Annotated in this window: 16 protein-coding genes; 10 read left to right on the top strand and 6 right to left on the bottom strand. The window is 69.1% G+C overall.

Annotated elements, in window-relative coordinates:
• Window positions 1-149 precede the first annotated feature (149 nt).
• The 7 genes from ABZ824_RS09485 to ABZ824_RS09455 are packed head-to-tail and all read left to right on the top strand — an operon-like array spanning window position 150 to window position 9,280.
• Complete coding sequence (locus ABZ824_RS09485; protein WP_356962799.1) at window positions 150-1,865, top strand: acyclic terpene utilization AtuA family protein; 1,716 nt, start codon at window positions 150-152, stop codon at window positions 1,863-1,865.
• Entirely contained in the window at window positions 1,862-3,013 is a 1,152-nt protein-coding gene (locus tag ABZ824_RS09480; protein WP_356962797.1) for an acyl-CoA dehydrogenase family protein, read from the top strand. The genes ABZ824_RS09485 and ABZ824_RS09480 overlap by 4 nt, the downstream gene beginning before the upstream one ends.
• The gene (locus ABZ824_RS09475) at window positions 3,010-4,608 is read left to right on the top strand and encodes a carboxyl transferase domain-containing protein (protein ID WP_355071600.1); all 1,599 of its coding nucleotides are present in this window, start codon (window positions 3,010-3,012) and stop codon (window positions 4,606-4,608) included. Before ABZ824_RS09480 ends, ABZ824_RS09475 begins: the two co-directional genes overlap by 4 nt.
• A gap of 8 nt (window positions 4,609-4,616) precedes the next feature.
• Entirely contained in the window at window positions 4,617-6,662 is a 2,046-nt protein-coding gene (locus ABZ824_RS09470; RefSeq protein WP_356962796.1) for a biotin carboxylase N-terminal domain-containing protein, read from the top strand.
• On the top strand, window positions 6,659-7,873 hold the full coding sequence (locus ABZ824_RS09465; RefSeq protein ID WP_356962795.1) for an acyl-CoA dehydrogenase family protein: 1,215 nt from the start codon (window positions 6,659-6,661) through the stop codon (window positions 7,871-7,873). The genes ABZ824_RS09470 and ABZ824_RS09465 overlap by 4 nt, the downstream gene beginning before the upstream one ends.
• Before the next feature lie 10 nt (window positions 7,874-7,883).
• A complete protein-coding gene (locus ABZ824_RS09460) occupies window positions 7,884-8,660 on the top strand; it encodes an enoyl-CoA hydratase family protein (RefSeq protein ID WP_355071604.1) in 777 nt (258 codons plus the stop codon).
• Between the two features lie 5 nt (window positions 8,661-8,665).
• Window positions 8,666-9,280, top strand: a complete 615-nt coding sequence (locus ABZ824_RS09455; protein ID WP_355071605.1) for a TetR/AcrR family transcriptional regulator — start codon at window positions 8,666-8,668, stop codon at window positions 9,278-9,280.
• On the opposite strand, the gene ABZ824_RS09450 is transcribed toward ABZ824_RS09455, so the two are convergent.
• Window positions 9,251-10,600, bottom strand: a complete 1,350-nt coding sequence (locus ABZ824_RS09450; protein ID WP_356962793.1) for a glycosyltransferase 87 family protein — start codon at window positions 10,598-10,600, stop codon at window positions 9,251-9,253. The two genes, ABZ824_RS09455 and ABZ824_RS09450, sit on opposite strands and share 30 nt — an antisense overlap.
• 317 nt (window positions 10,601-10,917) lie before the next feature.
• Window positions 10,918-11,283, bottom strand: coding sequence for a hypothetical protein (locus tag ABZ824_RS09445; RefSeq protein ID WP_355071608.1), 366 nt, complete (start codon window positions 11,281-11,283; stop codon window positions 10,918-10,920).
• Between the two features lie 243 nt (window positions 11,284-11,526).
• Between ABZ824_RS09445 and ABZ824_RS09440 the strand changes: the two genes are divergently transcribed.
• Entirely contained in the window at window positions 11,527-12,291 is a 765-nt protein-coding gene (locus ABZ824_RS09440; protein WP_356962791.1) for an NAD(P)H-binding protein, read from the top strand.
• Between the two features lie 154 nt (window positions 12,292-12,445).
• Here ABZ824_RS09440 and ABZ824_RS09435 read toward each other — a convergent pair whose 3' ends face one another.
• Window positions 12,446-14,746, bottom strand: a complete 2,301-nt coding sequence (locus tag ABZ824_RS09435) for a glycosyltransferase family 39 protein (protein WP_356962789.1) — start codon at window positions 14,744-14,746, stop codon at window positions 12,446-12,448.
• Window positions 14,743-16,005 (bottom strand): bifunctional glycosyltransferase family 2/GtrA family protein, encoded by a 1,263-nt coding sequence (locus tag ABZ824_RS09430; protein WP_355071612.1) that lies wholly within the window; start codon window positions 16,003-16,005, stop codon window positions 14,743-14,745. Before ABZ824_RS09430 ends, ABZ824_RS09435 begins: the two co-directional genes overlap by 4 nt.
• Before the next feature lie 116 nt (window positions 16,006-16,121).
• On the opposite strand from ABZ824_RS09430, the gene ABZ824_RS09425 reads away from it, so the two are divergent.
• A complete protein-coding gene (locus ABZ824_RS09425) occupies window positions 16,122-16,868 on the top strand; it encodes a TetR/AcrR family transcriptional regulator (protein WP_356962787.1) in 747 nt (248 codons plus the stop codon).
• Between the two features lie 141 nt (window positions 16,869-17,009).
• On the opposite strand, the gene thiD is transcribed toward ABZ824_RS09425, so the two are convergent.
• Complete coding sequence (gene thiD / locus ABZ824_RS09420) at window positions 17,010-17,855, bottom strand: bifunctional hydroxymethylpyrimidine kinase/phosphomethylpyrimidine kinase (RefSeq protein WP_355071616.1); 846 nt, start codon at window positions 17,853-17,855, stop codon at window positions 17,010-17,012.
• 89 nt (window positions 17,856-17,944) lie between these two features.
• On the opposite strand from thiD, the gene ABZ824_RS09415 reads away from it, so the two are divergent.
• Window positions 17,945-19,081 carry a GTP-binding protein gene (locus ABZ824_RS09415; RefSeq protein ID WP_356962785.1) on the top strand — a complete coding sequence of 379 codons (1,137 nt, stop codon included), beginning with the start codon at window positions 17,945-17,947 and terminating at the stop codon, window positions 19,079-19,081.
• A gap of 45 nt (window positions 19,082-19,126) precedes the next feature.
• Here the strand turns inward: ABZ824_RS09415 and ABZ824_RS09410 are convergent, their stop codons facing one another.
• Entirely contained in the window at window positions 19,127-19,282 is a 156-nt protein-coding gene (locus ABZ824_RS09410; protein ID WP_356962783.1) for a hypothetical protein, read from the bottom strand.
• Window positions 19,283-19,375 lie beyond the last annotated feature (93 nt).

Here is a 19,375-nt window from a genome sequence, read left to right as displayed (position 1 = left end):
CGGTGGCCGGGGCGGCGGGGCGGCAATTAACAAGCACGCATGCTTGCTTTTTTCTGGCCCCGGTGTGATGCTGGTCGCGGAACGCGGACTTCACGGGTGCGGCATGCGGCTCATCCTGACGGTTCGCCGTACAGGAGGCATTCCCGCTGATGAGTATGCTGGCCGCCGACCCGGACGTGCTCCGGATCGGCAACTGTTCCGGCTTCTACGGCGACCGGCTCGGCGCCATGCGCGAGATGCTGGAAGGGGGACAGCTCGACGTCCTCACCGGCGACTATCTCGCCGAACTCACCATGCTGATTCTCGGCCGGGACCGGATGAAGGACCCGGACCTCGGCTACGCCAAGACCTTCGTCAAGCAGATCGAGGACTGCCTCGGGCTGGCGCTCGAACGCAACGTGCGCATCGTGGCGAACGCGGGCGGCCTGAACCCGGCCGGTCTGGCGCAGCGTCTGCGCAAGGTTGCCGCCGACCTCGGACTGGACGCCAAGATCGCGCACGTCGAGGGCGACGACCTCCTCGCGCGCGCCGGTGACCTCGGCTTCGGCGCGCCGCTGACCGCCAACGCCTACCTCGGCGCGTGGGGCATCGTCGAATGCCTGAACGCGGGCGCGGACATCGTGGTCACCGGCCGGGTCACCGACGCTTCGGTGATCGTCGGCCCCGCCGCCGCGCACTTCGGCTGGGGCCGAACGGATTACGACCGCCTGGCCGGCGCGGTCGTGGCCGGGCACGTCATCGAGTGCGGCACCCAGGCCACCGGCGGCAACTACGCCTTCTTCACCGAGCTCGCCGATCTGGGCAGGCCGGGTTTCCCGATCGCGGAGATCCGCGCCGACGGCGGCAGCGTCATCACCAAACACGCGGGCACCGGCGGCGCGGTCACCGTCGACACGGTCGAGGCCCAGCTCATGTACGAGATCCAGGGAGCGCGCTACGCCGGGCCCGACGTCACCTCCCGCCTGGACACCATCCGGCTCGACCAGGACGGCCCGGACCGAGTGCGGATCAGCGGCGTCACCGGTGAGGCCCCGCCGCCCCGGCTCAAGGTCTCGCTGAACACCCTCGGCGGCTTCCGCAACGAGATGGAATTCGTGCTCACCGGCCTGGACATCGAAGCGAAAGCTGAACTGGCGCAACGGCAACTGGAGTCCTGGCTGCCGAGCCGACCGTCCGAGCTGACCTGGACCTTGGCCCGCCTGGACCGCCCGGACGCCGACACCGAGGAGCAGGCCAGCGCACTGCTGCGCTGCGTGGTGCGCGACCCGGACCCGAACAAGGTCGGGCGCGCGTTCTCCAACGTCGCGGTGGAGCTGGCGCTGGCCAGCTATCCGGGGTGCAGCTTCACCACCTTGCCGGGCAACGGTTCTCCTTACGGCGTGTTCACGCCCGGGTTCGTCGACGCCGCCGAAGTGCCGCACACGGCGGTGCTGCCCGACGGCGCCCGCGTCGAGATCGCCCCGGCGACGGAGACGGCCGAACTCGCCGCCGTCGACGAGCCGCCCGCTCCGGAACCGCTGCCCGCCGGGGAAACGCGCCGCATGCCGCTGGGAACCGTCGCGCTGGCACGCAGCGGTGACAAAGGCGGTGACGCGAATATCGGTGTGTGGGTGCGCACCGACGAGCAATGGCGCTGGCTGGTGCACTCGCTCACCGTGGAGCGCATCAAAAAACTACTCCCGGAGGCGGCTTCGCTGACCGTCACCCGGCACGTCCTGCCCAATCTGCGGGCGCTGAACTTCATCATCGAAGGCCTGCTCGGCCAGGGCGTGGCCTATCAGGCCCGCTTCGACCCGCAGGCCAAGGGACTCGGCGAATGGCTGCGGTCTCGTCACCTCGACATTCCAGTGGAGCTGCTGACATGACGAAACTCTGGGAAACGCCGGAACGACGCGAATTGCGATCGACGGTGCGCGGATTCGTGGAACGCGAGATCCTGCCGTACCTGGACGGTTGGGAGCGCGCCGGTGAGATCCCGCGCGAGCTGCACAAGAAGGCGGGCGCGCTCGGCCTGCTCGGCGTGCAGTTCCCGGAATCCGCGGGTGGTTCCGGCGGCGACGGCGTTGACGCGATGATCGTCTGCGAGGAGATGCACCAGGCCGGTGCGTCCGGCGGGTTGTTCGCCTCCCTGTTCACCTGCGGCATCTCCGTGCCGCACATCATCGCCTCGGGCAACGCCGACCAGATCGAGCGCTGGGTGAAGCCGACGCTGGCGGGCGAGAAGATCGGATCGCTCGCGATCACCGAGCCCGGCGGCGGCTCCGACGTCGGGCACCTCACCACCACCGCGCGCCGCGACGGCGACCACTACATCGTCAACGGCGCCAAGACCTACATCACCTCCGGCGTCCGCGCCGACTTCGTGGTCACCGCGGTGCGCACCGGCGGGCCGGGCTCCGGCGGCATCTCGCTGCTCATCGTCGACAAGGACACGCCGGGCTTCACGGTCAGCCGCAAGCTGGACAAGATGGGCTGGCTGGCCTCCGACACCGCCGAACTGTCCTACGTCGACGTCCGGGTGCCGGTGGAGAACCTGGTCGGCCCGGAGAACTCCGGCTTCTACCAGATCGCGGGCGCGTTCGTCAGCGAGCGCGTCGGGCTGGCGGTGCAGGCGTATTCCAGCGCGCAGCGTTGCCTGCAACTGACGCTGGAGTGGGTGCGCAATCGCGAGACCTTCGGCCGCCCGCTGATCAGCAGGCAGGCGGTGCAGAACACGGTCACCGAGATGGCGCGTCGGATCGATGTGGCCCGCGTCTACACCCGGGATGTGGTGCAGCGCAGCGCCGAAGGCGAGACCGACCTGATCGCCGAGGTGTGTTTCGCGAAGAACACCGCGGTGGAAGCGGGCGAGTGGGTGGCCAACCAGGCCGTCCAGTTGTTCGGCGGCCTCGGTTACATGCGCGAATCCGAGATCGAGCGCCAGTATCGGGATATGCGCATCCTCGGGATCGGCGGCGGCACTACCGAAATACTGACCGGACTGGCGGCGAAGCGATTGGGGTACCAGTCATGACCATTCTGCGCAGCACCTTGGACACCGCCGCGCCCGAGTACGAGGCGGCCGCGGAAGCGATGACCGCCAAGCTCGCCGAGGTCGACGCGGAGTTCGCCAAGGCCATCGCGGGCGGTGGGCCGGACAAGCTGGCGCGGCATCGCAAGCGCGGCAAGCTGACCGCGCGCGAGCGCATCGAACTGCTCGTCGACGAGGACTCGCCGTTCCTGGAGTTGTGCCCGCTGGCGGGCTGGGGCAGCGAATTCCACGTCGGCGGCAGCACCATCGCGGGCATCGGCATCGTGGAGGGTGTCGAGTGCATGATCGTCGCGCCCGATCCGACCGTGCGCGGCGGCACCTCGAACCCGTGGACGCTGCGCAAGACGTTGCGGATCAACGACATCGTGCGGGAGAACCGGCTGCCGGTGATCTCGCTGGTGGAATCCGGCGGCGCGGACCTGCCGACGCAGAAGGAGGTCTTCGTCCCCGGCGGCCGGATGTTCCGCGACCTCACCCAGGCGTCGGCGGCGGGCATCCCGACCATCGCGCTGGTGTTCGGCAACTCCACCGCGGGCGGCGCCTACATCCCCGGTATGTCCGATCACGTGGTGATGATCAAGGAGCGCTCCAAGGTGTTCCTCGGCGGTCCGCCGCTGGTCAAGATGGCCACCGGTGAGGAATCCGACGACGAATCCCTCGGCGGCGCGGACATGCACGCGCGGATCTCCGGCCTGGCGGATTACTACGCCGTGGACGAGCAGGACGCGATCCGCATCGGCCGCTCCATCGTCAAGCGGCTGAACTGGCGCAAGCAGGGGCCCGCCCCGCGCGCCGAGGTGATCGAACCGCTCTACGACCCGGAGGATCTGCTCGGCATCGTGCCGTCGGATCTGAAGATCCCGTTCGATCCGCGCGAGGTGATTGCCCGCATCGTGGACGGCTCGGATTTCGACGAGTTCAAGCCGCTCTACGGCAGCAGCCTGGTCACCGGATGGGCCGAGCTGCACGGTTACCCGGTCGGCATCCTGGCCAACGCGCGCGGTGTGCTGTTCTCCGAGGAATCGCAGAAGGCCACCCAGTTCATCCAGCTGGCCAACAAGTCGAACACCCCGCTGCTGTTCCTGCACAACACCACCGGCTACATGGTCGGCAAGGAGTACGAGCAGAAGGGCATCATCAAGCACGGCGCGATGATGATCAACGCGGTCTCCAATTCGAAGGTGCCGCACATCTCGGTGCTGATGGGCGCGTCCTACGGCGCGGGCCACTACGGCATGTGCGGCCGGGCCTATGACCCGCGCTTCGTCTTCGCCTGGCCCAGTGCGAAATCCGCCGTCATGGGCGGTGCGCAGCTGGCGGGCGTCATCTCGATCGTCGGCCGGGCCGCCGCCGAGGCGAAGGGCCTGCCGTTCGACGAGGAGGCCGACGCCGGGATGCGCGCCATGGTGGAGGCGCAGATCGAGGCCGAATCGCTGGCGATGTTCATGTCCGGGCGGCTCTACGACGACGGCGTCATCGACCCGCGCGACACCCGCACCGTGTTGGGAATGTCCCTGTCGGCCATTCACAACGCCCCGATCAAAGGCGCCGACGGCTTCGGCGTCTTCCGAATGTGAGGCCGACGATGACTGCATCGCAGAGCGATTCGATGAAGGGCGGCGGCCGGGTGACGGGTGGGCTCACGAATGTCCTTGTCGCCAACCGTGGCGAAATCGCCCGCCGGGTCTTCGCGACCTGCCGCAGGATGGGTCTCGGCACCGTCGCGGTGTACTCCGACGCGGATGCCGCCGCGCCGCATGTCACCGAGGCGGACGCCGCGGTGCGCCTGCCCGGCAACACGCCCGCGGAGACCTATCTGCGCGGTGAGCTGATCATCGAGGCCGCGGTCGCCGCTGGCGCCGATGCCATCCATCCTGGATACGGATTCCTCTCCGAGAACGCCGAATTCGCCAAGGCCGTGCTCGACGCCGGGCTGGTCTGGATCGGGCCGCCTGTCGAGGCGATCGAGCAGATGGGCTCGAAGGTCGCCGCGAAGAAGATGATGGACGCCGCGGGCGTGCCGGTGCTCGCCGAACTGGACCCGGCCGAGGTCACCGAGGCGCACCTGCCGGTGCTGATCAAGGCGTCCGCCGGTGGCGGCGGGCGCGGCATGCGCGTGGTCCGCGAGCTGGCCGACCTGACTTCGCAGATCGAGGCCGCCCGGCGCGAGGCGGAATCCGCCTTCGGCGATCCGACGGTCTTCTGCGAGCGCTACCTCGAGACCGGCAGGCACATCGAAGTCCAGGTGATGGCCGACACGCACGGCACGATCTGGGCGGTCGGCGAGCGTGAGTGCTCGATCCAGCGCCGCCACCAGAAGGTGCTAGAGGAGGCTCCGTCGCCGCTGGTGGAGCGCACCGAGGGTATGCGGGCGCGGCTGTTCGAGGCGGCGCGGCTGGCGGCGGGCGCGATCGGTTACACCGGCGCGGGCACCGTCGAGTTCCTCGCCGACGAGCAGGGCGAGTTCTTCTTCCTGGAGATGAACACCCGCCTGCAAGTGGAGCATCCGGTCACCGAGTGCACCACCGGGCTGGATCTGGTACGCCTGCAACTGGACGTCGCCGCGGGCGGCGTGTTGCCCGCAGAACCGCCTGCCATGCACGGGCATTCGATCGAGGTCCGGCTCTACGCCGAAGATCCGGCGCACGACTGGCAGCCGCAGAGCGGCACCGTGCACCGGATCGATATCCCGTCGGTGCTCATCGAGTTCGACCTGCTGGACCGCCCGGGCGTGCGGCTCGACACAGGCGTGGTGGACGGCTCGGTGGTCGGCGTGCACTACGACCCGATGTTGGCCAAGGTCATCTCCTACGCCGAAACGCGCGGCGAGGCAGCACGATTGCTGGCTTCGGCGCTGCACCGCGCGAAGATCCACGGCCTGGTCACCAACCGCGACCTGCTGGTGCGCGTGCTGCGTCATCCGGCGTTCCTGGCGGGTGACACCGACACCGCGTTCTTCACCACGCATGGGCTGGCCGCCCTGGCCGCGCCGCTGGCGTCGGAGTTCGACGAGGCGCTGTCCATCGTGGCCGCCGCGCTCGCCGACGCCGCCGCCAACCGGGGCAGCGCGCGGGTGGGCGGCGGGCTGCCCAGCGGGTGGCGCAATCTCCCCTCGCAGTCACAGCGCAAGTCCTACGAAAGCCGCGCTACCGGAACGCACGAGGTGGGTTACCGGTTCGGCCGGACCGCCGTCACCGTGGACGGTCACGACGGTCTCGCTCTCGTAGAGTCGGCTCCCGATCGCGTCGTGCTGTCGGTTCCGGGTGAGCGCGGCCCGGTGCGTAGGCAGTTCGAGATCGCCCGCTACGGCGACCAGGTCTACGTCGACTCGCCGCTCGGCCCGGTGGCTCTGCGCAGGCTGCCGCGTTTCAGCGATCCGGCCGACCAGGTGGCCACCGGTTCTCTGCTTGCGCCAATGCCGGGCAGCGTGATCCGGCTCGGCGCGGAGGTCGGCAACCACGTCGAACAGGGCCAGCCGATCCTGTGGCTGGAGGCGATGAAGATGGAGCACACGATCGCCGCGCCCGCCGCGGGCGTGCTCAGCGCCGTCAACGTCACCGTCGGCCAGCAGGTCGACGTCGGCGCCGTGCTCGCGGTCGTCGAAACCGTAGAAACCCAGGAGAAGTTATGACTACAGCATCGCGCAGCGATTCGGTGAGGGGCGGCGGCCGGGAGACGGGTGGGCGCTTCATCGAAACCGACGAGCAGAAGGCGCTGCGGGCCGCCGTCGCCGCGCTGGCCACGAAGTACAACTACCGCGACTACGTGCTGCCGAAGGCGCGCAAGGGCGAGCCGCTGGACGAATTGTGGCAGGAGGCGGGCAAACTCGGGTTCCTCGGCGTGAACCTGCCGGAGGAATACGGTGGCGGCGGCGCGGGCATGTACGAGCTGTCGCTGGTGATGGAGGAGCTGTCCGCGCAGGGCGCGGGCCTGCTGCTGATGGTGGTGTCCCCGGCCATCTGCGGCACCATCATCACCAAGTACGGCACCGACGAGCAGAAGCAGGAATGGCTGCCCAAGCTCGCCGACGGCTCCGGCAAGATGGTGTTCGGCATCACCGAGCCCGACGCCGGCTCCAACTCCCACCAGATCACCACCACCGCGCGCCGCGACGGTGACGACTGGATTCTCAACGGCCGCAAGATCTTCATCTCCGGCGTTGACCAGGCCGAGGCCGTGCTGATCGTGGCCCGCACCTCCGACCACAAGACCGGCAAGCTCAAGCCCGCCCTGTTCATCGTGCCGACCGAGGCCGAAGGCTTCACCAAGACGGCGCAGGAGATGGACATCATCGAGCCCGATCACCAGTACAACCTGTTCCTCGACGACGTCCGGCTGCCGTCCACCGCGCTGGTCGGCAAGGAGGACGCGGCGCTGATGCAGTTGTTCGCTGGCCTGAACCCGGAGCGGATCATGGGCGCCGCGATGGCCGTCGGCATGGGTCGCTACGCCATCGAACGCGCGGTGGAATACGCCAAGGAGCGCACGGTGTGGAAGACGCCGATCGGTGCGCACCAGGGCATCTCGCATCCGCTGGCGCAGGTGAAGGTCGAAGTGGAGCTGGCGAAGCTGATGATGCAGAAGGCCGCGACCCTCTACGACGCGGGCGACGAGATGGGCGCCGCCGAGGCCGCCAACATGGCGAAATACGCGGCGGCGGAAGCCAGCATCAAGGCGCTCGACCAGGCCGTCCAGACCCACGGCGGCTCCGGCCTGACCAAGGACGTCGGACTGGCCGCCATGCTCGCCGCCGCTCGCATCGGCCGCATCGCGCCGGTGAGCCGGGAAATGGTCTTGAACTTCGTCGCCCAGTACTCGCTGGGCCTGCCGAAGTCGTACTGAGAGGACGCGCATGACCGAGACGGCTCCGTTCGTCCGCTACGAGGTGAGCGGCGGCGTGGCGACGCTCACCTTCGACTCGCCGCACAACCGCAACGCGCTGTCGTCCAAGCTGGTCGCCGAGCTGCTGCGCGGACTCGACGACGCCGCCGACGACGAGAAGGTGCGCGTCGTCGTGCTCGCGCACACCGGCAACACGTTCTGCGCCGGCGCCGATCTGAGCGAGGCGAGCGACGCCGATCCGGCCGTGGCCGCCGACGAGCGCACCCGGGTCATGATCGGCGTGCTGCGCAGGCTGGTGGAGATCCCGAAGCCGGTGATCGCGCGGATCGACGGCAACGTGCGGGCGGGCGGCATGGGCATCGTGGCCGGTTGCGACATCGTCGTGGCCGGGCCGGGCAGCAGTTTCGCGCTCACCGAGGTGCGGATCGGGCTGGCGCCGTTCATGATCTCGCTGACCCTGCTGCCCAGGCTCGATCCGCGCGCGGCCAGCCGGTACTACCTCACCGGCGAGAAGTTCGACGCCGCCGTCGCCGAGCAGATCGGCCTGGTCACGGTGACCGCCGACGACCCGGCCGCCGAGGTGGCGCGGCTGTGCGGGGAAGTGCGCAAGGGCTCCCCGCAGGGGCTGGCCGAGGCCAAGCGGTTGGTCAACGCGGGCATCCTCGCGGAGTTCGACGCCTCAGCCGAGGAGCTCGCGCGGCGTTCGGCGAGCTTCTTCGGCACCCCCGAAGTGCACGAGGGCATGCTGGCCTTTTTGCAGCGCCGCCCGCCGAGCTGGGCAGAATAACGACCATGGCGACACCCCACGAACCCAAGCAGGACCGCAGCCGAGCCACCCGGCAGCGCCTGCTCGAGGCGACCATCGACTGTCTGGCCGAGATGGGCTGGGCGGCCGCGACGGTCGCGGTCGTCGCCGAACGGGCCGGGGTGTCGCGTGGCGCGGCGCAGCATCACTTTCCCACCAGGGAGGATCTGATCACCGCCGCGCTGGAGTTCATGTTCGACACGCGCAGCGGGCAGGCGGTGCAAGAGGCGTCGTCGCTGGGGGAGCTGGGCGACGGCGTCGGCCGTACGGAGGCGGTGGTGGCGGGGCTGGTCGAGTCGTACACCAGTCCGCTGTTCAAAGCCGCGTTGCAGGTGTGGACGCACGCCGCCGCCGACCCGGTGCTGCGCGAACGCATCGTCCCGCTGGAAGCCCGCTTCGGCCGCGCGTCGCATCGTCGCGCGATCGAGGCTCTCGGCGTGGACGACTCCGATCCGGTCACCCATCACCTGGTCCAGGCGACCTTGGACATGGCCCGCGGCCTGGGGTTGGCCGACGTCCTCACCGACGACTCGGCCCGCCGCAAGCGCATAGTCGAGCAATGGGCGGCCACGCTACACGCCGCTTTGCACGCTCCTCGCTGATCGGGAGTCCGCGATCGGCGGTCTCGGCGCGCTCAGCAGCAGGACTATCGCGGCGACCATGGCGGCGAGAGTGAGCAGAGCGTAGGAGTTGCCGACCAGGAATTGCACGACGGTCCAGTGGAATTCCCGGCCGTTGGTCTGGGGTACGAACCAGATCAGGCCTTGCGGAAGCAGCGGCAGCGTCTGATCCCATGTTCCGATCGAGTCGACCTGCATCGGCCACGCGAAGGCGAACAACGCGATCGCGCCGGGCACGGTGATGCCGGCTGTCCACGATCGGCGGGACAGTGCGTGCACGGCCCAGACGAGCGCGGGCACCGCCCACACCCAGTAGTGGGTCCAGGAGATCGGTGAGCACAGCAGCGTCACACCGGCGGCGAGCAGGGCGCCGAGCATCTCGTCTCCCCGCTGGTAGGCGATTCGCGCCGCGGCCAACCCGGCCAGCCCGAGCCCGCCGGCGCCGAAGAGCCACACCACGTGGCTGTCCCACGTGGTCCATTGCAGGCGGCCGAGCACACCGTTGAGCGACTGATTCTGCACGTATGCGAAGCCGATCCGGTTCTGCGACGCCACGGTCGAGGTCCAGAACTGGATCGCCTCGGTCGGCCGATACCAGAGACCGACCGCGACCGTGGCCGCGAACGCGCCCATCGCGACGGCGGCGGCCTTGAATTGGCGGGTGATCACCAGATAGACGACGAACACCGCGGGCGTCAGTTTGATGCCGGTGGCGATACCGATGAGGATGCCGCGACTCCGGCGGTGTTTCGGCATGGCGAGGTCGCCCAGGACCATCGCCATCAGGATCATGCTGATCTGCCCGAAGCGGAAGGTCTGCTGCACCGGCTCGAGCCAGAGCGCGGCGCTGCCCACGGCAAGCGTCATCGCCAGCATGCCGAGCCCACGCCGATACCGCATCAGTACAGCGGTGCACCACACGCTGACATACAGGGAGATCAGCGTCGTGACCACCATGCCGGTGCCGATGTAGTTGATCGGGAACCGCGCCAATTCGGCGCAGATCCACGCGGCGAAGACGGGATAGAGAAACGGCAGGAACATCGGGCCGCGGGCGGCGTACAACTGGCCCGGGTGCAGGGCGGCGGCCTTGCCGCCCCACATGTACACCTGCAGATCTATTTGGTGCCAGTACATTTCCCAGTTCGGCCGCAAGAACAGCAGCCAGGCCGCCAGGGAGATCGCGGTGAACACGATGGCCGCGCCCAGGGCGAGCGCGGCTCGTGGCGGTCGGCTACGCGCGGTCGATAGTTCCGTCGCCTGCGCGACAACGACAGTTGTCGCCGGTGCGACAGTTGCCATGAACTTTCCTTCATCAGATGACGATCGATCGGCAGAACCGGTGCCGGACAACATGATCGGCGCGGTCCCGAGGGCAACGCTGAAACCGTGAGCTCGTCTAACGATACGGCTACTACGAAAGTAGTATTACCATTGGGAAATGTAACGTGTGTCACTTTTGGCCTCCCTGTGCGGGAAGCGATGCTTACCGGGTCCCGATGTCCCGGTGCATGTGATCGCGTGGATCGGTAGGGGCGCGACAGACAACTCGCGCCCCTCATAGTCAACGATTCGCTTAGGGCTCTACCGAACTCGGCGCACTCATGCGCTGTGCTCGATCAGCACAGTCCTTGCTGCTCGAGGCGCCCGGAATCGATGGCGTAGGAGGAGGCTCCGATGGCGGCGCCGATCAGGCCGACGATGATCGCGCCGGGGATCGCGCCGACGAAGAAGACGGGCAGGCCGACCAGCGCGCCGATGGCGGCGCCGATCGCCGCGCCGATTCCCGTGCGCAGTTCGATCGTGTCGCCGGGCGGCAGGCACGCCTTGATGTAGGTCACCTGCGGGGCCTCGATGGTCGCCGCGGCGATCGGTTCGGTGCGGTCGACGGGCGCGGCCGACGCGGTGGCGGCGAATCCGACGGTGAGCGCGGTTGCGACCAGTGCGCTGACCACCGTCACGGCCAGCTTCGTGAAAGCGTTCAACTGTTTCCCTGAATGTTCGCGGTGGACACGTGACCTGATGCGCTCCGGGTTCCCGCTCCGGAACGTGCGCTGTCACGCATCCGATCATCATCGCTGGAGTTTTGCGGTGTGCCAAGACCTGACGCTCGAATAGCCTGCGCCGGTGACGACTCCGAGCGCCTTCGCGTCGATGTCACACTCGCCGGCGTCGCGTCGTCCTTCCTGTGAACGCGAAACGACGCAGCGACACAAGGAGTGAGGGCCATGGCGAAGGGCACGAAGATCGCGGTAGCGGGCGCGACCGGGCGGCTGGGCAGGCACGTGGTGGATGTGCTGAACGAGCAGGGGCACGACGTGGTCGCCTTCTCCCGGGCCGACGGTGTCGACATCGAGACCGGGCGGGGCCTGGTCGATGCGCTGGATGGTGTGCGCGTCGTGATCGACGTTTCCAGCACGCCGTCCCCGGACCGGGAGGTGGCGACGGCCTTCTTCACCGCGACCGCGCGCAATCTGCACGAAGCGGGACAGAAGGCAGGGGTCGAGCGTCTGGTGGTGGCGTCGATCATCGGCATCGACGGCACCACCGCCGGATACAACGCGGCCAAGCTGGTCCACGAGCGAGTGCTGCTGGAAGGGCCGCTGCCGGTGCAGATCCTGCGTGCGGCGCAGTTCCACGAACTGGTCGAGCTGATGATGGGGTGGGGCACCCAGGGGGACACCGCCTACGTGGCCGAGATGCGCACCCAATTGGTCGCCGCGCGTACCGTCGCCGAGGAACTCGTCCGCCTCGCGCTCGCTCCCGAGATCACCGCGGCTCCTTTCCCGGAAATCGCGGGCCCGCAACCGGAAACGATGGCCGGCGCCGCAACCCTGCTTGCCGCCCGCCGCGGCGCGCCCGCACACGTCGTCGAGGTGAGCGACCAGGACAACCCCGACCGTGAGGTGTACGAAAACGGTGGACTTCTCCCCGGCCCGCACGCCAAGCTCGCAGGCCCGACGTTCGCCGAGTGGATCGAGTCCGTCCGGTAGCCACCCGGAGGCATCGAAAACGCGGTCCGCACCGGCGCCGAGGTATGACGCCGGTGCGGATGCGGTGTTCAGCGAGTGCAGGGGAATGCGCTGAACACCGGAAGGCGATGCGGCCCCGAGGGAATGCAGGGCGACAGGGCCGCATCGCGTGGTTTCAGTGGGTGGCGGTCAGGTCGTACAAGGTGACCCCGTCCACCTGGATGGCGGTGAAGTTCTCCTCGACCCACTGCGTGATCTGCGCACTGGGGGAGGAGCTGGATGAACCGGGCCCGCCACGGCCGCCGCCGACGAAGTAGTGGATCTTCCCTTCGGCGACGTACTGCTGGAACTGCTCCAGCGTCGGCGAGGGGTCACTGCCGTTGAAGCCGCCGATCGGCATCACCGGAAGTTCGGTGGCCAACTGCAAGCCCGCGGCGCTGTTCGAGCCGATGGCCGCGGCCACCCAGGTGTAGTCGCCGCCGTTCTGCTCGAGCAGGGACACGATCTGCGCGCTCGGTTCGCTCGCCCCGAGGAGGCCGCCCATCCCGCCGCCGCCATTGGGACCAGGACCGCCGTCTCCGGGCATACCGCCCGTTCCTTGCGGGAACACCGTGCCGTCCGGTGTCTGCCCGCCGGGCGCGGTGCCTTGCGGCGCGGTGCCGGGCGGGAAACCCGGCGGTGTACCCGCGCCGTCAGGAGCTTGCCCGTCGGGTGGGAAGCCCGGCGGTGTACCCGCGCCGCCGGGGGCCTGCCCGTTGGGCGTGGTGCCCTGGCGTCCGCCGCTCGGTGTCCGGCCGCCGGGTGCGTTGCCCTGCGGTCCAGAACCCGGAAGTCGGCTGCCCGGCTGTGGAATTCGGCCGTCCGTGCCCTGCGGACCCGGCGAACCTCCGTCCGGCGGTGTGCCACCCGGTGCTTGCGCGGCGCCGTCGCGGCCCGTGCTCGTTCCGTTCTGCATGCGGCGACCCATGCCGGGCATGCCTTCGCCCCACGGTGGCCGCCCGCGCATCGCGACGTTCGGCCCCGCCGAAGGAATCGAACCGGCGTGTGGCGTCGCGATGGTATCGACGGCATAGGCCACGGGCCCGGCCAGGAAAGTGAACGCGACCGCCAGCGCCGACACCACGGCCAGCTTGCGCGGCGCGGGAACGAGCACGGCGAGTGTCGCGAGCACGCCGACGACCAGCACCGTCCAGCGCAGCCACGACTGCCATTCCGGACTGCGCGACAACAGCATCCAGGCGGTCGCCGTGGTGAGACCCACCGCCAGTGCCGACGCCAGCCGCACCCACGGCCGATGCCGCCCCCGCCACGCCAGGACCGCGCCCGCGCCGACCAGCGCGGCGATGGCCGGAGCCAGTGCGACGGTGTAGTACTGGTGGAAGATCCCGGCCATGAAGCTGAACACCAGCCCGGTCGCCAGCAGCCATCCGCCCCAGAGGACGAGCGAAGCGCGCTGCCGGTCGGTGCGAGCCGCTTTGCCGCGCAGGAGGATTCCGACGATCAGCGCGACCAGCGCGGCCGGGATCAACCACGCGATCTGACCGCCCTGTGCCGGTTCGAACATCCGCGTGATGCCGGTTTCCCCCCACATGCCGTTGCCGCCCCGCGGCAGCTCACCGCCGCCCGGTACGACACTGCCGCGCTCGTTGCCGTTGAGCCGGCCGAGCCCGTTGTAGCCGAGGGTGAGTTCCAGGATGGAGTTCTCGTGCGATCCGCCGATCCACGGACGGGACGAGGCGGGCCACAACTCCACCGCGAGCAACCACCAGCCCGCGGCCACCACCATCGCGGCCCCGGCCGCGAAGAGTTGCAGGATGCGCTTGCCGAGTTTCGGCGGCCCCGCGAGCAGATAGGTCAGCGCGAGCGCCGGAACCACCAGCAGCACCTGCAATTGCTTGGTGAGGAAGCCGAATCCGATCAGCGCGCCGGTCAGCACCAGCCACCGCCAGCGGCCGTCCTCCACCGCCCGGGTCATCGCCCAGGCGGCGGCGATCATCAAGAACACCAAGAGCGCTTCGGGATTGTTGAAGCGGAACATCAACGCCGCGACCGGCGTCACCGCCAGCGCCAACCCGGCGAGCAATCCGGCCGCGGGCCCGAACGGCCTGCGCACCGTCGCCCACAGCAGTGCCACGCTCGCCACGCCGAGCAGCACCTCCGGCACCAGGATGCTCCAGCTGCCCAGCCCGAAGGCCCGCACCGAAAGCTCCATCAACCACAGCGAGGCGGGTGGCTTGTCCACGGTGATCGAGTTGGCCGCGTCGGAGGATCCGAAGAAGAACGCCTTCCACGACACCGAGCCCGCCTGCACCGCGGCGGAATAGAACGAATTCGCCCACCCGTTGGCGCTCAGGTTGCACAGATAGGCCACCGCCGTGCCGAGCAGCAGCGCCGCCAGCGCCGGAAACTCCCAGTTCCTTCTGGTCCGAGGCCGCGGTTCGGCCGCGACCGGTTGCGCGGTCAGAGTCGCCGTCATCGACGAACCTCCGCGGCGAGCCCCGATGCGTTCGACGCACGATCGCCTCCGCTGTCGCGGAACACCCAGCGCAGCCCGACGAACCGCAGCAGCGTCGCCACCAGATTGGCCACCACCAGCACGAACAGTTCCAGATGCACCGAGGAGTCCGGCGCCCACCGATGCAGCGCGAACAACGAACCGCTGGTGAGCGCCAGCCCGATGCCGAAGATCACCAAACCCTGGAACTGGTGCGACACGGCCCCGTTCGAGCCGCGCACGCCGAAGGTGAAGGCCCGGTTGGCCGCTGTGTTGCCCACCGCCGTGATCAGCAGGGCGGCGAAGTTCGCCACTTGCGCGCCGGTCAATGGCTGCAGCGCCACGTAGAGCAGCAGGTAGGCCAGCGTGCTCAACACACCGACGATCGCGAACCGCACCAGCTGACCCACCATGCCCAGCGGCACCCCGGGCACCAGCGGTTCCCGGCCCACCGAGCGGCGCAGTTCCTCCAGCGGCAGCGCGCCGGTCGCCAGCGCCCGACCAAGCCGCCAGATGCCGAGCAGGTCCTTGCGGGCGGTGTCGATGATGTCGACGCGGCTGTCCGGGTCATCGATCCAGTCCACCGGGACCTCGTGAATCCGCAGACCCGCCCGCTCGGCGAGCACCAGCAATTCGGTGTCGAAGAACCATTCCCCGTCGTGCACCAGCGGCAGCAGGCGGCGCGCCACCTCCGTGCGCATCGCCTTGAAGCCGCACTGCGCGTCGGAGAAGTGCGCGCGCAGCGAGGCCTTCAGCAGCAGGTTGTAGCAGCGCGAGATGATCTCGCGCTTGGGTCCGCGCACCACGCGGGACGCGGCGTCGAGCCGGGTGCCGATAGCCAGGTCGGAATGCCCGGTGATCAGCGGCGCGACCAGCGGGAGCAAGGCGTTCAGGTCGGTGGACAGGTCGACGTCCATGTAGGCGACCACCTGCGCGTCCGAGTGTTCCCACACCGCGCGCAGCGCCCGACCGCGCCCCTTGGCGGACAGATGGACGACGCGCACATCGTCCAGTTCCTCCGCGAGCAGCTGGGCGACCTGGAGCGTGGCGTCGGTGCTCGCGTTGTCGGCGACCGTGATGCGCGCCGGGAACGGGAACCCCTCGCGCAGGTGTGCGTGCAGTCTGCGCACGCACACGCCGAGGTCGGTCTCTTCGTTGTAGACGGGTATCACCACGTCCAGCACGGGCGCGCCCGTGGTCTCGGTCCGTTCCGTCGCCGCGACGGTGGAAGTCTCGGTCATGCGAACCAGACTCGACGGCCACACTGCCACCGGGCTGGGCCTCAGCTGTGAGGTTCCTGGTAGCTCGGGATCGCCGGGTGGATGCCCGGCGGACGCCCGGTCATCGGGGCTGCTCGGTGCAGGTAGCATCCGGATTCGTGATGCTGCGCGGCCGGACGGAAGACGACCAGCCGCCGAAACGCGTGGACGCCCGCACCGAGCGCTGGCGCGAGCATCGCACAAAGGTGCGCGAGGAGTTCGTGGACGCGGCATTCCGCGCCCTCGACAAATTCGGCCCCGCCGTCAGCATGGGCGACATCGCCAAGGAGGCGGGCGCGGCCAAGCCGAAGCTGTATCGCCATTTCGAGGACAAGACCGACCTCTACAACGCGATCGTGGACCGGGTTCGCGACCTGCTCTGGGAACAGGTCATGACCAGCTTCGACCTGACCGGCGACTCGGCCGGTGACCTGGTGCGCCGCGCCGCGTCCGAATACGTGCTGGTGGTGTCGCGGCAGCCGAACGTCTTCCGGTTCATGCTGCACAGCCACTTCACGCAACGGTCCGACGACGCCGATCGCGCGCTGCAATCGGCCAGGCAGTCCGCCCGGCGCGCCGCCGAGCTGTTCGCAGGCGTCGTGGACGACGAGTCGGTGCGGGTCGAAAACGTGCAGCTGGTGATCTATTCGATCTTCGGCGCGGTGGCCTCGGCCACCGATTGGTGGCTGGGAGTGAACCGGCTGGAGCCGCCCGCCATGACGGCCGAGCAGTTCGCCGACTATCTGAGCGAGACCATCTTCGCGCTGGTGGCGGCGAGCGCTCGGCTGCACGGCATCGCCATCGCGGCCGATCGTCCGCTGCACCTCGCCTTTTCCACGTTGTGACCGGAGCGCCCCCCGGGCCGGGCGCCGAGGTCGTGCCGCGTCCACGCCGAACGTCGTTGTTCCGATCGCCTCGCCGTTGAAGCCATCCGTGTCGGCGACGTCTTCAGTATCGCAGCGCCCACCGACAAGAAATGGCGCCGATCAGCTCCGGTGCAACCGCCACAGCGGGGACACCGGCCCATGGCCGGCGCCGAGATCGTAGGACGCGGCCAAGCAGCGGTAGGTCCACTCCTTGGCGAACTCGACCGCTTCGGGCACCGGATAGCCGTGGGCGAGCGCGCAGGCGATCGCGGCGGCCAGCGTGTCGCCGCCGCCGTGGTCGTTGCCGGTCGCAATGCGCGGCGCGGTGAACTCGAGGAATTGCTCGCCGTCGAACAGCAGGTCGGCGCTGTATTCGGAGGAACGCAGGTGCCCGCCCTTGACGATCGCCCACCGCGGTCCCAGCTTGTGCAGCGCCTCGGCCGCGCGCCGCGCCGAATCGTCGTCCGCTACTTCGATGCCCGTGAGCAGGCGGACCTCGTCCAGGTTCGGCGTCACCACGGTCGCGAGCGGAATCAGCGTGTTGCGCAGCGCGTCCAGCGCTTCGGCGTGCAGCAGCGGGTCGCCGTGCATCGAGGCCGCCACCGGATCGACCACCAGCGGAATCTCGCCATCGCGGCCGATGCCGACCTCCCGGCACACCTCCGCGACCGCCTCGATGATCGCGGTCGAGGCCAGCATGCCGGTCTTCGCGGCGCCGACGCCGATGTCCCCGGCGACCGAGCGCACCTGAGCGGCCACGACCTGCGGCGGAATCTCGTGGAAACCGCTGACGCCCACCGTGTTCTGCACGGTCACCGCCGCGACCGCGACCAGGGCGTGCACGCCGCACAGCGCCATGGTGCGGGTATCGGCTTGGATTCCGGCGCCTCCGCCGGAATCGGTACCGGCAATGGTGAGCGCCCGGACGGGGGTCTGCCCCTCGGCGGGCAATGGCAGCAATTTCACGACCCAAACCCTACGGCGACGTCGTTCTCCCGCTACGGGCAACCGGACCTGCCCGTGCACATAAAATGAAAATCGTTATCATTAACTTCATGGACTCCGACCTGCTTCCCGTCACCGTGCTGTCCGGCTTCCTCGGTGCGGGCAAGACGACGCTGCTCAACCACATCCTCGCCAACCGGGAGGGCCGCCGGGTCGCGGTCATCGTCAACGACATGAGTGAGGTGAACATCGACGCCGCGCTGGTCGCGGGCCAAGGCCACCTCGACCGCACCGAAGAGAAGCTGGTCGAACTGACCAACGGCTGCATCTGCTGCACCCTGCGCGAGGACCTGATCGAGGCGGTGGCCCGGCTCGCCCGCGCGGGACGGTTCGATCAGCTGGTGATCGAGTCCACCGGCATCTCCGAGCCGATGCCGGTGGCCGCGACCTTCGACTGGGAGTTCGAGGACGGGTTCCGGCTCGGCGACGTCGCCCGGCTGGACACCATGGTGACCGTGGTCGATGCCTCGACCTTCCTCGCGGAAGTGGCGCGCGGGCAAGCGCTGGCCGAGCGGAACCTGGAGGCGGGCGACGGCGACGCGCGCACCATCGCCGACCTGCTGGTGGATCAGGTCGAGTTCGCCGACGTCGTGCTGGTCAACAAGACCGACCTGGTCGGCGCCGCGGCGGTGGGTGCGGTGGAGGCCACGGTGCGCAGGCTCAATCCGCGCGCGCACGTGCTGCGGACCACTAACGGTGTGGTCGACCTGCGCGAGGTGCTCGACACCGGCCGCTACGACCCGGTGGTGGCGGCGGAAGCCGATGGCTGGGTGGAAGAACTCGCGGGCGGGCACACGCCGGAGACCGAGGAGTACGGCATCCGCAGCCTCACCTACACCGCCGATCGGCCGTTCCATCCACTGCGCCTTTCCGACGCGCTGGAGCGGTTGCGTGGTCTGCTGCGCAGCAAGGGATTCTGCTGGATCGCGAGCCGCTCGACGCTGGCGGCGGTGTGGTCGCAAGCGGGACCGAACCTGGTTTTCGAACCCGCCGCCTGGTGGTCGTCGCTGGAGGTGCCGCCGGGGCAGGAGATCGTGTTCATCGGGGTGAAGCTGGATTGCGCGAAGGTGCGCGCGTTGTTGGACGAAGCCCTGCTCACCGACGCGGAGTTCGCCGCGGGCCCTGGCGCTTGGGCCGAGTATCCCGATCCCTTCCCGGTGTGGGGTGAACTGCACGAGCACGCCTGATGGCTGTGTCGCTCCAGGCCGCCTCGTCGTCGCCGGATGACGTGCTCAGTTCGAGATACCGGGCGCCTGGCGCAGGTAGGTCGTGTCGGTCAGTTGCTCGATCATGAAGTCGGCGATGTCGGCGCGGGAGATCTTCAGGGTGAGTCCGCGCTCGTCCGCCGGGAACCCGCGCCGGTAGCCGCCGGTGGCCGGTCCGTCCACCTCGTAGCCCTCCCGCAGCGCCCGCCGCGCTGGCGTTCACAATCGTGGCGCTGGCCGCGCTGGGTCGGGCGCACTCCGGTCCAGGCCGTGCTC

Origin of the sequence: Nocardia sp. NPDC047038, from assembly GCF_040644075.1 — a bacterium.
GTDB classification, from domain to species: domain Bacteria; phylum Actinomycetota; class Actinomycetes; order Mycobacteriales; family Mycobacteriaceae; genus Nocardia; species Nocardia sichangensis.
This window is presented reverse-complemented; position numbering and strand designations above follow the sequence as displayed.

Bases quoted from the DNA above. Each gene is read 5' to 3' on its own strand.
- ABZ824_RS09435 (WP_356962789.1), bottom strand. From the start codon at position 14,746: ATGACGGCGACTCTGACCGCGCAACCGGTCGCGGCCGAACCGCGGCCT.
- ABZ824_RS09460 (WP_355071604.1), top strand. From the start codon at position 7,884: ATGACCGAGACGGCTCCGTTCGTCCGCTACGAGGTGAGCGGCGGCGTG.
- ABZ824_RS09455 (WP_355071605.1), top strand. From the start codon at position 8,666: ATGGCGACACCCCACGAACCCAAGCAGGACCGCAGCCGAGCCACCCGG.
- ABZ824_RS09475 (WP_355071600.1), top strand. From the start codon at position 3,010: ATGACCATTCTGCGCAGCACCTTGGACACCGCCGCGCCCGAGTACGAG.
- ABZ824_RS09465 (WP_356962795.1), top strand. From the start codon at position 6,659: ATGACTACAGCATCGCGCAGCGATTCGGTGAGGGGCGGCGGCCGGGAG.
- ABZ824_RS09485 (WP_356962799.1), top strand. From the start codon at position 150: ATGAGTATGCTGGCCGCCGACCCGGACGTGCTCCGGATCGGCAACTGT.
- ABZ824_RS09480 (WP_356962797.1), top strand. From the start codon at position 1,862: ATGACGAAACTCTGGGAAACGCCGGAACGACGCGAATTGCGATCGACG.
- ABZ824_RS09450 (WP_356962793.1), bottom strand. From the start codon at position 10,600: ATGGCAACTGTCGCACCGGCGACAACTGTCGTTGTCGCGCAGGCGACG.
- ABZ824_RS09440 (WP_356962791.1), top strand. From the start codon at position 11,527: ATGGCGAAGGGCACGAAGATCGCGGTAGCGGGCGCGACCGGGCGGCTG.
- ABZ824_RS09415 (WP_356962785.1), top strand. From the start codon at position 17,945: ATGGACTCCGACCTGCTTCCCGTCACCGTGCTGTCCGGCTTCCTCGGT.
- ABZ824_RS09470 (WP_356962796.1), top strand. From the start codon at position 4,617: ATGACTGCATCGCAGAGCGATTCGATGAAGGGCGGCGGCCGGGTGACG.
- ABZ824_RS09430 (WP_355071612.1), bottom strand. From the start codon at position 16,005: ATGACCGAGACTTCCACCGTCGCGGCGACGGAACGGACCGAGACCACG.